This is a genomic window from uncultured Bradyrhizobium sp., from assembly GCF_936928535.1.
Lineage (GTDB): Bacteria > Pseudomonadota > Alphaproteobacteria > Rhizobiales > Xanthobacteraceae > Bradyrhizobium.
This window is the reverse complement of sequence record NZ_CAKZHY010000031.1, coordinates 20,351-33,896: the sequence shown is the minus strand read 5'-3', so window position 1 is coordinate 33,896 and position 13,546 is coordinate 20,351. Positions and strand designations below refer to the sequence as shown.

The 13,546-nt window shown below is 64.9% G+C and carries 14 protein-coding genes; 10 read left to right on the top strand and 4 right to left on the bottom strand.

Translation table 11 applies throughout. The features are described 5' to 3' along the window. Window positions 1-129: 129 nt before the first annotated feature. Together Q0687_RS04040 and mnmA are read right to left on the bottom strand one after the other, a co-directional pair. Window positions 130-768 carry a class I SAM-dependent methyltransferase gene (locus tag Q0687_RS04040; RefSeq protein WP_298872557.1) on the bottom strand — a complete coding sequence of 213 codons (639 nt, stop codon included), beginning with the start codon at window positions 766-768 and terminating at the stop codon, window positions 130-132. Between the two features lie 24 nt (window positions 769-792). Then, complete coding sequence (gene mnmA / locus Q0687_RS04035; RefSeq protein ID WP_298872556.1) at window positions 793-1,974, bottom strand: tRNA 2-thiouridine(34) synthase MnmA; 1,182 nt, start codon at window positions 1,972-1,974, stop codon at window positions 793-795. Window positions 1,975-2,322: 348 nt separating this feature from the next. Here mnmA and Q0687_RS04030 point away from each other — a divergent pair, with 348 nt between their 5' ends. The 9 genes from Q0687_RS04030 (at window position 2,323) to Q0687_RS03990 (ending at window position 12,051) form a co-directional block, all read left to right on the top strand. Next, window positions 2,323-3,936, top strand: coding sequence for a flagellar hook-length control protein FliK (locus tag Q0687_RS04030; protein WP_298872554.1), 1,614 nt, complete (start codon window positions 2,323-2,325; stop codon window positions 3,934-3,936). 13 nt (window positions 3,937-3,949) lie between these two features. Continuing rightward, window positions 3,950-4,669: a flagellar hook capping FlgD N-terminal domain-containing protein gene (locus tag Q0687_RS04025; protein WP_298872552.1), complete on the top strand. Its 720-nt coding sequence runs from the start codon at window positions 3,950-3,952 to the stop codon at window positions 4,667-4,669. 453 nt (window positions 4,670-5,122) lie between these two features. Next, entirely contained in the window at window positions 5,123-5,398 is a 276-nt protein-coding gene (locus tag Q0687_RS04020; RefSeq protein ID WP_002714638.1) for a DUF1153 domain-containing protein, read from the top strand. 188 nt (window positions 5,399-5,586) lie between these two features. Continuing rightward, complete coding sequence (fliF, locus tag Q0687_RS04015; RefSeq protein WP_298872548.1) at window positions 5,587-7,200, top strand: flagellar basal-body MS-ring/collar protein FliF; 1,614 nt, start codon at window positions 5,587-5,589, stop codon at window positions 7,198-7,200. A 14-nt stretch (window positions 7,201-7,214) separates the two neighbouring features. After that, complete coding sequence (gene fliG / locus Q0687_RS04010; protein WP_298872546.1) at window positions 7,215-8,306, top strand: flagellar motor switch protein FliG; 1,092 nt, start codon at window positions 7,215-7,217, stop codon at window positions 8,304-8,306. Further along, a complete protein-coding gene (locus tag Q0687_RS04005) occupies window positions 8,306-8,926 on the top strand; it encodes a FliH/SctL family protein (RefSeq protein WP_298872545.1) in 621 nt (206 codons plus the stop codon). Before fliG ends, Q0687_RS04005 begins: the two co-directional genes overlap by 1 nt. A gap of 3 nt (window positions 8,927-8,929) precedes the next feature. Continuing rightward, a complete protein-coding gene (gene fliN, locus Q0687_RS04000; protein WP_298872543.1) occupies window positions 8,930-9,280 on the top strand; it encodes a flagellar motor switch protein FliN in 351 nt (116 codons plus the stop codon). A gap of 54 nt (window positions 9,281-9,334) precedes the next feature. Beyond that, a complete protein-coding gene (locus Q0687_RS03995) occupies window positions 9,335-10,720 on the top strand; it encodes a sigma-54 dependent transcriptional regulator (protein ID WP_298872541.1) in 1,386 nt (461 codons plus the stop codon). 182 nt (window positions 10,721-10,902) lie between these two features. Then, a complete protein-coding gene (locus tag Q0687_RS03990) occupies window positions 10,903-12,051 on the top strand; it encodes a M20 family metallopeptidase (protein WP_298872539.1) in 1,149 nt (382 codons plus the stop codon). Window positions 12,052-12,084: 33 nt separating this feature from the next. Here Q0687_RS03990 and Q0687_RS03985 read toward each other — a convergent pair whose 3' ends face one another. Then, a complete protein-coding gene (locus Q0687_RS03985; protein ID WP_298872562.1) occupies window positions 12,085-12,243 on the bottom strand; it encodes a hypothetical protein in 159 nt (52 codons plus the stop codon). A gap of 214 nt (window positions 12,244-12,457) precedes the next feature. Here Q0687_RS03985 and Q0687_RS03980 point away from each other — a divergent pair, with 214 nt between their 5' ends. Continuing rightward, window positions 12,458-12,841: a hypothetical protein gene (locus Q0687_RS03980; RefSeq protein ID WP_298872536.1), complete on the top strand. Its 384-nt coding sequence runs from the start codon at window positions 12,458-12,460 to the stop codon at window positions 12,839-12,841. Between the two features lie 25 nt (window positions 12,842-12,866). On the opposite strand, the gene Q0687_RS03975 is transcribed toward Q0687_RS03980, so the two are convergent. Next, entirely contained in the window at window positions 12,867-13,448 is a 582-nt protein-coding gene (locus tag Q0687_RS03975; protein ID WP_298872533.1) for a flavin reductase family protein, read from the bottom strand. Window positions 13,449-13,546 lie beyond the last annotated feature (98 nt).

Below are 13,546 nucleotides of genomic sequence, written 5' to 3'. Positions count from 1 at the left end.
GGGGCGGGCGGGGCCTGCGCGCTCGCTGGCCCAAAGGCTGCGATCACGAGACCCGCAAGGACGATGTTTGATGTCGTGCGCATGGAAAGGAAACGCGCGAAGCGCACGCCCTGTTCCCAGCATTGAACATTACGATTTGTGGTAGCGGATCAGCGAGAAGTGGCCCATCGGCGGCATCGGGCGGCGCTCGGCCAGCGTGACGCCGCCGTGCTTGGCGGCCCAGCCTTCCAGGCGGGCCCAGGGGAATTCCGGACGCCAGCCGAGGCGGCGCGCCAAGGGCGCAAACGCCAGCTCGGAGAGTTTGCGCAGGCCCTTTTCGGCGCCGATGTGGTTGACCAGGATCAGCTCGCCGCCGGGCTTGAGCACGCGCACGAATTCGTCGAGCGTACCCTCAGGGTCGGGCACTGCAGTGATGACATATTGCGCGACCACCGCGTCGAAAGAATTGTCGGGGAAGGCGAGGTTCTTCGCATCCATCACCGAGAGCACTTCGACATTGGAGAGGCGCAGGCTCCGCACGCGTTGTTGCGCCTTGCGCAGCATCGGCTCGGAGATGTCGACGCCGCAGATCCTCGTGGTGCGCGAATAATCCGACAGCGAGAGCCCGGTGCCGACGCCGACATCGAGAATGCGGCCGCCGATGCGGTCGGCCTCCGCGATGGTCGACTGCCTGCCGGCGTCGAACACCTTGCCGAACACGAGATCATAGACCGGCGCCCAGCGGCCATAGGCCTTCTCGACCCCGGCTCGCGAGATGTCTGCTGCCATGCCCCCTGCCCTGCCCCGGAAGATTTAGCCGCGGACCGCTTCCACCAGCGGCCTCGCTGTGCTCGTCGCGACCTTCGCGGCAGCGCTCTGAATAAAGCCGCCGCCGAGCACGCGCGCCTGCCCGCTGGCTGCGTCGTAGAACACGCAGGCCTGGCCGGGCGAGATGCCCTCTTCGCCGGCGACGAGTTCGACCTCGTAATGGCCGCCTGAACCGCGCAGCCAGGCCGGCTGGGGGCTGCGGGTCGATCGCACGCGGACGAACAGCTCGAGGCCATTTCCGACGGCGCTGTCGATATCGCCGCCGCCGATCCAGTTGACGTCGCGCAAGGTGATGCGGTGCATCTTCAGCGCCTCGCGCGGGCCGACGACGACGCGGCGATTGATGGCATCGAGCCGCACCACGTAGAGCGGCGCGGCGGCCGCGATGCCGAGGCCGCGGCGCTGGCCGATGGTGAAATTGGCGATGCCGTGATGCTGGCCGAGCACGCGGCCGTCGAGATCGACGATGTCGCCTGCTTCCATCGCGTTCGGGCGCAGGCGCGTGATGATGTCGGTGTAGCGCCCCGTCGGCACGAAGCAGATGTCCTGGCTGTCGTGCTTGTCGGCGACGGACAGACCAAAGCGGCGCGCGAGTTCGCGCGTCTCGGGCTTGGTCATGTCGCCGAGCGGAAAGCGCAGGAAGTCGAGCTGCTCTTGGGTGGTCGCGAACAGGAAATAGCTCTGGTCGCGGTCGCTGTCAGCGGCGCAGACCAGCGCGCGCGAGCCGTCGTCGCGACGACGCGAGGCGACGTAATGGCCGGTCGCGAGCGCCTGCGCACCGAGCTCGCGCGCGGTCTTCAGCAAGTCGCGGAATTTGACGGAGCGGTTGCACTCGATGCAGGGCACCGGCGTCTCGCCGAGCGCGTAGCTGTCGGCGAAATTGTCGATGACGGACTCGCGAAAGCGATCCTCGTAGTCGAGCACGTAATGGGGAATGCCGAGCTTGGCGGCGACGTCGCGCGCGTCGTGGATGTCCTGGCCGGCGCAGCAGGCGCCCTTGCGATGGGTCGCCGCGCCATGGTCATAGAGCTGCAGCGTGATGCCGACGACGTCATAGCCCTCGGCCTTGAGCAGCGCAGCCGTCGTCGAGGAGTCGACGCCGCCCGACATGGCAACGACGACCCTGGTATCCTCAGGACGGCCTTCGAGATCGAGACTGTTGAGCATCGGTCTTACGAGTTGACGGCGGCGTTCGGCGATCCGCGATTTCTATGCCTTTGACCGGGACGTAGATCGTCCCCGGGAACTTCGGTTCCCCCGGAGGCTGGCTTGCCCGGTCGAAAGCGGCTGAGAGCACCCTTTAATATAGGCCGCATTCCGGTGAAGCAATCATGGCCGCCGCAAGCTTTCAGGCAATTCTTGCCGGGGCGGCAGAAATGACGGGGTTTCCAGGACGTTGGCACCGCTCGCCGCAATTCTCTAATCGATTGATCTTTCTATATAAAATATGATTTTGAGGGATTGGCCCGCTCCTTGCTGACCTCTTGAGCCGAAGATGTTTTAAAGGGGTCGCCTGTGGTCGGTAGTACATCAGACGTAGCGGCAAGTGCGCAGGTCTCCAGCGCACAAGCCAAGCCCGCCCGGCCGCAGACCAAGGACCAGGCACCCAGTTCCTCCTTCGGAGATCTGGTCGACAGCAACACCCAGGCCATCAGCAACAGCGCTCCGTCCTCGAGCCAGGACAACGCGCCGCGGCGCAGTGACTCGCCATCCAACTCGTCATCGTCCTCCTCATCGTCGGACCGGAGCAACAGCTCCGACCAGTCCTCGCAAAGCAAGGCGAGCGACGCACAGGATTCCCAGACAACGACGGCCGCCAACGACACGCCGGTCCCTCCCGCAAATGCCGACGGGAAAGCCAAGGACAAGGCTGACGCCCCAGCCGCCAAGTCGGGCGACAAATCCGACAGCACCAAGGACGCCAAGACCGACAGCACCGATGGCCTCGCCGCCGCGGTGGACGCTTCGGCTGCCGCGCAGACCGCGACGCCGGCTGCGACGCCCGATCCGACCGCCGTTCCCGTTGCCGCGCCCATCGTGCCGGTCGACCCGAATGCTGCGGCAAACCAGGCTGCCAGCACCGCCTCCTCGCCGCTGACCATCGCGGCTGCCGGCATCGCCGCCAGCGCCTCGACCACGGCCCAAATCGCCGGCGCCAAGACGGACGCGTCAGGCAAGAGCGCCAAGACGGGTGATGCCAAGACCGCCGACGCGAAGGCCGCGCTCACCGAGGTAGCCGTTGCGAACAGCGACACCACCGCAACCGATGTCACGGCCAAGGCCGCGCAGGTCACCGTGGTCGATCAGGGCACGCCGAAGACCTCGTTCAAGGCGATCGCGACGGCGCAAGGCCAGACCGACGTCTCCAATATCGGCCAGGATCCGACCAAGACCGCGCAGACCGCGACACCAGCACAAAATCCCGCAACGGCGACCACCGCCGCCGCGCATCCGCAAGGCGCCAAGCCGCAGGCTGACGCGGCGACTGCCGATGCGAAGACCGGCGCCACCGATAGCAAGGTCGATGCAACGCCGGCCGTGCCGACCACGCATGCGCATGCCGATACGCAAGCGGTTGCCGCTGCTGCGACCGATACCAGCGCGCAGGCTGCCAATGCTGTGCAGGCGTCGCTGACCACGACGACATCGACGGCCACCGCCTCAACCGCAACGCTCACCGCGACCTTGGCCAACCCGAATGCCGTGCCGATCAGCGGCATCCCGGTCGAGATCGCCGCTGCCGCACGCTCCGGAAAAACCCGCTTCGACATCAGCCTCGATCCGGTCGATCTCGGTCGTATCGACGTCCGCATCAATGTCGACCGCAACGGCCAGGTCACCTCGCATCTCACCGTCGAGAAGCCGGAGACGCTGCAGATGCTGCGGCAGGACGCCCCGCAATTGCAGCGCGCGCTCGACGATGCCGGCCTCAAGACCGGCAGCAACGGGCTCTCCTTCAGCCTGCGCGACCAGAACTCATCGGGCCAGAATGCCGGCCAGAACAACGACAACAACGGCAATTCCCGGCGGCTGATCATCAGCGAGGATGATCAGGCCGCAAGCGCGCCGGTCAGAAGCAGCTATGGCCGCATGCTCGGATCGAGCAGCGGCGTCGATATCAGAGTGTGAGGAGTATCAGGCCATGACCACCACGAATGCCGCCACCGCCCCTGCCGTCGTCTCCGGGACGACGCCGACCTCGTCGTCCTCGTCGTCGAGCTCGAGCCTGAGCTCCTCCACGGGCGCGACGCTCGCCGGCAACTTCCAGACCTTCCTGACGCTGCTGACCACGCAGCTGCAGAACCAGAACCCGCTCGATCCGCTCGACACCAACCAGTTTACCCAGCAGCTGGTGCAGTTTGCCGGTGTCGAACAGCAACTCAAGACCAACGACTCGCTGTCGCAGCTCGTCACCTTGCAGCAGACCACGCAGGCAACGCAGGCGCTGGATTTCGTCGGCAAGACCGCAGTGGTCGACGGTACCACCGCGACGATGTCGCAGTCTTCGGCGACCTGGCATCTCAACGTGCCCTCCAGCGCTACGGTCAGCATCTCCATCGCCAACTCAACTGGCCAGACCGTGTTCAACGGCCAATATTCCGCCGGTGCCGGCGCCGACATTCCGTTCACCTGGAACGGCCAGGGCAATGACGGCACGCAATGGCCTGACGGCAAGTACACGATCACGGCGACCGGCAAGGACGCCTCGGGCAACCCTGTCGGCGTCGCCGCGCAGGTGCAGGGCACGGTGAGTTCCGTCGACCTGACCCAATCGCCGCCACTGCTGACCATCGACGGCAACAGCTACACGCTGAGCCAGGTGAAGAGCGTCGTAGCGGCAAGCAGCAGCAGCGGCAGCTAGAGGATTAGGCTGAGGCTGAGGCTGAGGCTGAGGCTGAGGCTGAGGCTGAGGCTGAGGCTGAGGCGGAACGGCGCTACTACAAACTCGCTGTCATCCCGGCGAACGCCGGGATCCATAACCACGGGCAGACGTTTGACGAAGGCTCGTGGTTAAATTCTTTCTTGGTACCTGCAGCTGCGTATCATCGATAGATCACGCGGTATGGATCCCGGCGTTCGCCGGGACGACAATTTGGGCCTTGGTTGGCGTCGTGCCGCAGGCCTCATTCGTTAGTAAAGTATTTACGAAGACCCCGCTTGGCCGGCTGAAAACGCGTCCTCAGCCCGCCGGGCCGGTGTCGTTCCAGCCGGATTCAACGAGAATTGTATTGAAGCCTTAGGCTTAGCGGATTTTTAAGCCGGCACGCGTAGGGTTACGGCGTGAGTTCAGTGGTTGAGAGTTTGTGAGTACGCCATGACAGAACCCCATCGCCCGAGGGTAAAATACGTCATCGGGCCGGACGGCAGTCCGCTGACGATTGCAGATCTGCCCGCACCCGGCACCAAACGCTGGGTCATCCGACGCAAGGCCGAAGTCGTTGCCGCGGTTCGTGGCGGACTTCTCTCGCTCGAGGAGGCCTGCAGCCGTTATACCCTGACGGTCGACGAATTCCTCTCCTGGCAGTTTTCCATCGACCAGCACGGTCTGGCGGGTCTTCGCACCACCCGCATCCAGCAATATCGCCAGTAAGCGATCCGGAAATCCGCTGCTTTTGACGAAAATCGGTCTCGCCACGCGAGGCCGATTTTTTTCATGTTTGCTTTTCGAGCGACTTTTGTCCGAGCTCTTAACCTTCGTTAACCATATGGAAACCATCACCTAGGCAATAATTGCCCAGTCGGCCGCTCAGTTGCGGGTCGAAGCTTCGGGGCGGTTGCTTGCAAGGTCTTGCGGACTTTTTAAAAGGTATCGGCGCCGCCCGCTTCGGGGCGATGATCGCGGTCACAGCCGCGCTCGTCGGCTTCTTTGCCTTCGTCATCATGCGCGTCACCACCCCGCAGATGACGACGCTGTTCACCGACCTCAGCATGGAGGATTCCTCCAGCATTATCAAAGACCTGGAACGCCAGGGCATCCAATACGATCTGCGCAACGATGGCAGCATCATCATGGTGCCCAAGGACAAGGTCACCCGCCTGCGCATGAAGCTCGCCGAGGGCGGCCTGCCCAAGGGCGGCGGCGTCGGATACGAGGTCTTCGACAAGTCGGACGCGCTCGGCACCACCTCTTTCGTCCAGAACATCAATCATCTGCGCGCGCTGGAGGGCGAGCTCGCCCGCACCATCCGCGCCATCGACCGGATCCAGGCCGCCCGCGTCCATCTCGTGCTGCCCGAGCGCCCGCTGTTCGCGCGCGAGGCGCCGGAGCCATCGGCCTCGATCGTGGTGCGGGTCCGCGGCTCGCTCGAAGCCCAGCAGATCCGTGCCATCCGCCATCTCGTCGCCTCCGCCGTCAACGGCCTCAAGCCGCAGCGGGTCTCGATCGTGGACGAGGCCGGCCAGCTGCTCGCCGACGGTGCCGCCACCGACCCGGAGCAGGCCGCAGGCGACGACCGGCGCATCGCCTTCGAAAAGCGGCTGCGCAAGCAGGTCGAGGAGATCGTCTCCTCCGTGGTCGGCTCCGGCCGCGCCCGCGTCGAGCTCTCCGCCGATTTCGACTTCAACAAGATCACCCAGACCTCGGACAAATTCGATCCCGAAGGCCGCGTGCTGCGCTCGACCCAGACCCGCGAAGAGCAGAGCATGACCGCCGACAACAACGGCCAGGTCACGGTCAATAACGAGCTCCCCGGCCAGCAGCAGAACAGCGGCGCAGCGGCGAAGGACCAAAGCAAGAAGACCGAGGAAACCAACAATTACGAGATTTCCCGCACCACCAAGACCGAGGTGACCGAGGCCGGCCGGGTCAACCGCATCTCGGTCGCGGTGCTGGTCGACGGCATCTACACCAAGAACGACAAGGGCGAACTCGCCTATACCGATCGCACCAGGGAGCAGCTCGACCGCATCGCCACCCTGGTGCGCTCGGCGATCGGCTTCGACCAGAAGCGCGGCGACCAGGTCGAGGTCGTCAATCTGCGCTTTGCCGACGCGCCCTCCACCGCCCCGATCGCCGAACCCAGCGGCTTCCTCGGCATGCTGCAGTTCACCAAGGACGACATCATGTATTTCGTCGAGCTCGGCGTGATGATGATGCTCGGCCTCGTCGTGATGTTCATGGTGATCCGTCCGCTGGTGAAGCGCATCCTCGCCTCCGACGAGGTCGCCGCCGCCATCAGCGGCGTCCTGGCGGGCCCCGCGGCTTCCGAAGAGGCCGCCCCGTCCTCCGGCCAGCCGCTGCTGCCGAACGGCACCGCCAGCGCCATCGACGTCGCCACCATCCAGGGCCAGGTTCACGCTCAATCCGTTCATCGCGTCGGCGAGCTCGCCGAACGCAATCCCAACGAAACCGTTGCCATCATCCGTCAATGGCTGACCGAACCCGCGAAATGATCGAGTGAACTGACATGGCCGCTTCCCTGCAAAACGCCAACTCGAACGACATCACAAGCGTGATTTCCACGCTCGGCCAGCGAGCAGGCAATCGCGCGGGTGGCAAGGTCGAAGCCGTAGCGGGCCCCAAGCGCGCCGCGATCCTGATGCTGGCGCTCGGTGAGCAATATGGCGGCAAGATCTGGTCGCTGCTCGACGACGACGAGGTGCGCCAGCTCTCGCTGGAGATGTCGACGCTCGGCACCGTCGAGGTCGACACGGTGGAGGACATGCTGCTCGAATTCGTCTCGCGCATGTCGGCTTCCGGTGCGCTGATGGGCAATTTCGACGCCACCGAGCGCTTGCTCCAGCAATATCTGGCGCCCGAGCGCGTCAATGGCATCATGGACGAGATCCGCGGCCCCGCGGGCCGCAATATGTGGGAGAAGCTCTCCAACGTGCAGGAAGAGGTCCTCGCCAACTACCTCAAGAACGAATACCCGCAGACCATCGCCGTGGTGCTGTCGAAGCTGAAGCCGGAGCACGCTGCCCGCGTGCTCGGCATCCTGCCCGAGGAGCTCGCGCTCGACGTCATCAACCGCATGCTGAAGATGGAAGCGGTTCAGAAGGAGGTGATCGAGAGCGTGGAGAAAACGCTGCGCACCGAATTCATGTCGAACCTGTCGCAGACCCGCCGCCGCGACGCCCACGAGGTGATGGCGGAAATCTTCAACAATTTCGATCGCCAGACCGAAACCCGCTTCATTACCTCGCTGGAGGAGGACAACCGCGAATCCGCCGAGCGCATCAAGGCGCTGATGTTCACCTTCGACGACCTTGTAAAGCTCGATTCCGGTTCGGCCCAGACCCTGATGCGCAACGTCGACAAGGACAAGCTCGGCGTCGCCCTGAAGAGCGCCAACGAGGACGTCCGCAACTTCTTCTTCGGCAACATGTCCTCGCGCGCGGCCAAGATGCTGCAGGACGACATGGCGGCGATGGGGCCGGTGCGCCTGCGCGACGTCGACGAGGCCCAGGCGCTACTGGTCAACCTCGCCAAGGACCTCGCCGCCAAGGGCGAGATCATGTTGACCAAGAACCGCGCCGACGACGAGCTGGTGTACTGATGGGCGCCCCGGCCAAATTCCTGTTCGATACCGACTTCGCCGCACCCGACCGGACGCGCGAGAAGGCCGCAACCGCGGCCGAGATCGCGCAAAAGGTCGCGGAAGCCGAATCGCGCGCCTATCAGGACGGTTTTGCAGCGGGCCAGCGCGAGGCCAAGGCGGAAAGCGACCGCCGCGTCGCGCTCGCCATGGAAGAGATCAACATCGCGATCCGGGGCATTGCCGCCGGGATCGGCAATATCGAGAGCAAGATGGAGACCGAGGCCGTCGACGTCGCGGTCGCGGTGGCGCGCAAGCTATGTGCGGACCTGGTCGCCGCCGAGCCGCTCGGTGAGATCATGGCGCTGGTCAAGGACTGCTTCTCGCATTTGGTCGCGACGCCACATCTCGTCGTCCGCATCAACGACGCGCTCTACGACTCAGCGCGCGAGAAGATCGAGCGGCTCGCCAAGCAGAGCGGCTTCGAAGGCCGGCTGGTGATCCTGGCCGAGCCCGAAATTGCCACCGGCGACTGCCGGATCGAATGGGCCGATGGCGGCGTCGTGCTGGAGCGCAGCGCCATCGCGGCCAAGATCGACGACATGGTCGGACGCTATATCGCGTCCCGCAAGGGGAGCTAAGCCATGAGCGACACCGACGGACAGGTCCCGCTGCCTGATCTCAACGGCCCGTTGCCGCCTGCCGGCGCCGACGTCGGCTACAACGAGGACGAATATGCCTCACGCGTCGCCGCCGATCTCGAGGCCGTGTTCGACGTGCCGGTGCAGGTCTCGGCGGTGCTCGGCCGCTCCAAGATGGACGTCGGCGAGCTCCTGAAGCTCGGACCCGGCACCGTGCTCGAGCTCGACCGTCGCGTCGGCGAGGCCATCGACATCTACGTCAACAACAAGCTGGTCGCCCGCGGCGAAGTCGTCCTCGTCGAGGACAAGCTTGGCGTGACCATGACGGAAATCATCAAGAGCGAACGCGGCTAAGGCTCGCAGAAGGAATGACGCGCGACAGCGCGGACAGACGGACAGGAGACTGACATGCGGCTTCTCATCGTTGGCACATTGAAGGGCCAGCTCACCACCGCCACCAAGATCGCGATGGAGAACGGCGCCACCGTGACCCATGCCGAGGATCACGAGCAGGCGATGCGCGTCTTGCGCGGCGGCAAGGGCGCCGACCTCTTGCTGGTCGACGTCGCCCTCGACATCCGCGACCTCGTGATGCGGCTCGAGGCCGAGCATATCCACGCTCCAATCGTCGCCTGCGGCATCACCAACGACGCCCGCGCCGCGGTCGCCGCGATCCACGCCGGCGCCAAGGAATACATCCCGCTGCCGCCGGATCCGGAGCTGATCGCAGCGGTGCTCGCCGCGGTCGCCAACGATTCCCGCGAGCTGGTCTATCGCGACGAGGCGATGGCGCGCGTCATCAAGCTTGCGCAGCAGATCGCGGGCTCGGATGCCTCGGTGATGATCACCGGCGAATCCGGCACGGGCAAGGAAGTGCTGGCGCGCTACGTCCACACCCGCTCGGCCCGCGCCAAGCGTCCGTTCATCTCGATCAATTGCGCCGCGATCCCCGAGCATCTCCTGGAGTCCGAGCTGTTCGGCCATGAGAAGGGCGCCTTCACCGGCGCGATTGCCCGCCGCATCGGCAAGTTCGAGGAAGCGACCGGCGGCACGCTGCTGCTGGACGAAATCTCCGAGATGGACGTGCGCCTGCAATCGAAACTGCTCCGCGCCATCCAGGAGCGCGTGATCGACCGCGTGGGCGGCACCAAGCCGGTGCCGGTGGACATCCGCATCATCGCGACCTCGAACCGCAACCTGGCGGACGCCGTGCGCGAAGGCACGTTCCGCGAGGATCTGCTGTTCCGCCTCAACGTCGTGAACCTGAAGATCCCGCCGCTGCGCGAGCGTCCCGCCGACATCATGGAGCTCGCCCAGCATTTCGTGAAGAAATACGCCGAAGCCAATGGCGTGCCGATGCGCCCCATCTCGGCGGAGGCCAAGCGCGTGCTCTCCACCAACCGTTGGCAGGGCAACGTCCGCGAGCTCGAAAACACCATGCACCGTGCGGTGCTGATGGCGCAGGGCGACGAGATCGGCCCCGATGCGATCCTCACCCCGGATGGCGACCGCCTCGACCTCGCCAAGACGGCGCCGGCCGTGGCGCATGCCACCATGGCTGCCGAGCAGGTGACGCGCGCGCTGGTCGGCCGCACCGTAGCCGACGTCGAGCGCGATTTGATCCTGGAAACGCTGAAGCACTGCCTCGGCAACCGGACCCATGCCGCCAACATCCTGGGCATCTCGATCCGCACGCTGCGCAACAAGCTCAATGAATATGCCGACGGCGGCATCCCGATCACGCCGGCTGGTACGCCGGGCGAATATCCACGGGTGCCGATGATCGGGGCGTGAGGCTCTGGCCGATATCGAGATGATGCGAATGCCCGGGCTTAGTCCCGGGCATTTTTGTTTTGGAGGCCGCGCTGCCAGCCTCGTCATTGCGAGCGCTCCCCGCATAACGGGACCGCGTTACGTGACTAGGCCATGACGACGCCAGGCCCTATAACCCTCGCGAGACCCACACGAGGAACCCCATGTCTGAAGCTCAAATCACGGATTGGCTGGCGTCGCAGCGGCAGGCGATGATCGATCTGTTGCGCGACGTCGTGAACATCGATTCCGGGTCTTACGACAAGGACGGCGTCGATGCGGTCGGTGCGCGGTTCGAGCGGCATTTTGCCGAGCACGGCATTCCTTATAGGCGCGAGAGCCACGGCACGTTCGGCGATGCCATCCATGCCGACGTGGCCAAGCCCGGCAGCAACGAGAAGCCGGTGCTGTTGATGGGGCATCGCGACACCGTGTTCGGCAAGGGCGAGGCCGGCAAGCGGCCGTTCACGATCAAGGACAATCGCGCCTATGGGCCCGGCGTCGCCGACATGAAGGCCGGCGTCGTCATGAACATCTTCGTGGCCACCGCCTTCCACAAATTCGGCGGCAACCCGCATCCGATCAAGCTGCTGATCACCTCGGACGAGGAGATCGGCTCGCCCTCCTCGCGGCCGGTGATCGAACGAGAGGGGCGCTCTGCGCGCGCCGTGTTCAACTCCGAGCCGGGCCGTCCCACGGGCAACGTCGTCACCAGCCGCAAGGGCGGCATCTTCATGCATATGGCCATCACTGGCAAAGCCGCGCATTCCGGCGCCAATTTCGCTGCGGGCATCAGCGCGATCGGCGAGCTCGCCCACAAGATCACGCAGATCCACGCGCTGACCGACCTCACCAAGGGCATCACGCTCAATGTCGGTCTCATCTCGGGCGGCCAATCGGTCAACACCACGGCGCCCTGTGCCGAGGGCCAGATCGACATGCGCTATGTCGATCCGAAGGATCGCGCCACCGTCATGGCCGAGATCGAACGGATCATTGCGACGCCTTACGTGCCCGGCACCAGCGCGACGCTGACCATCAAGGGCGAGTTCGTGCCTGTCGTGCAGAGCGAAAGCTCGAAGGCGCTGTTCGAAGACTATCAGGCTGCGGCAAGGCAGGCCGGTCTCACCAAATTGCAAGGCGAGTTCTCCGGCGGCTGCGCCGATTCCGGCTTCACGGCCGCAGTGGGGACGCCGACGATCTGCGGCGTCGGACCGGTCGGCGGGCTCGCACACTCGCCGGAGGAATATCTCGAGCTCGACAGCATCGTGCCGCGTGCGCAGACGTTGGCGCTGGCGATTCTGCGGGGGTAGCCGCTACACACTCCGTCATGCCCGGGCGACAGTTTACGAATAACTCGGCGCGTCGGGCCTGCGAAAAATGTGGATGGGATCGCCGGGCACGAACGGCTGGCCGCGGAACATCGCATAGGCGTAGAGCGCGAGATAGGCGATTGCCAGCGCGCCGACGGCATAGAAGGCCCAGACTGCAAGACGCTTGATCAAATCCTGACACCACATTGCGAGAGGCGGAGCAATTCCCGCTCAGAGCGGCCTTGTAGGCTGCGACCAGGCAAATTGCCACCGACCAAGACCTTCCGACCAAGACCTTCTGCCGCATTGCGGCGTCACGCACTCTTCACACGCAACGCGGGCAAAATCGATTGCCGCGCGCAACCTGTTGTTGATATGATCGTCAAAACAACGGGAGGACGATCGCATGACCCTCTATGCGCAGAGCAGCGGGCCTCACTCGACCAATTCAGGTTCGTGGTCGGCCATTCCAGGCCTGACCGTCACCCTTCCCGGCGGCGTCGGGATCACCGCGATCGTCATCCTGAACGTGCCGAACCCCTACGCACAGGGTAATGATTTTCCCGGCGGGACTTTCGGCATCCAGGTCGGCAATACCGTGCAGGCCGTGACGGCCAGCTTCACCTACAACGAGGCCCAGCCGCAATCGACCGGGCGCGTGCCCACCACGCTGGTCGTCGGCGTGCCGCTGGTCCAGACCCCGCAGACGGTCACGGCCGTCTGGCAGAACGTACGCAACAGCAAGGTGATCATCGACACGCCGGCCACGCTGACCGTGCTGACGATCTAGCTGTCCCGCTTTCTCACTTACTTTTTCATCTGGCGTGGAGGTGCCGGCCGGGAACGCTGACCTCCACGAGCCGGGCTGCGTCCTCGTCATGGTCGATCGCCACGTACTGGCCGTGCCAGTAGGCGAGCGCGGCGTTGCGCGCCGAATTCCTGACATCCCTGATCCGGCCGATGACGATGCCGTGCGAATGGCGTTCGACGATGTCCTCGACCTCGCAATCGAACGCCGACAACGCGCCGACCAGCAGCGGCACGCCGGAGACGGACGTGACCCATTGGGCGCCGGCAAAACGATCGGCCCCCTTCAGTCCACCCTTGCCGGCAAAGCGCTCGGCGATTTCGAGCTGATCGGCCGCGAGGATGTTCACGCCGAAGGCGCCGTGGCGGCGGATCAGCGGCAAGGACGAGGCATCGCGGTTGATGCTGACCAGCAGCGTCGGCGGGTCGACCGACAGCGAGGTCACCGAAGTCACCGTCATGCCGGTGATGTCCTTGCCGCGCCCGGCTGTGATGACACTGACGCCGCCGGTGAGGTGGCGCATGGCGCCGCGGAAATCGGCGGACGAGACGGGAATTTCGGTCATGAGATCGCGGGGCACTACATTCATGGCATGATCCCCGAAGCGGGGTCTCCCCTCTATGTAGGTACGATCGTCCGCCGGCAAAAGATGGCTCAGGATCGGGCTTTCGAGGCCGGAAGGCATGC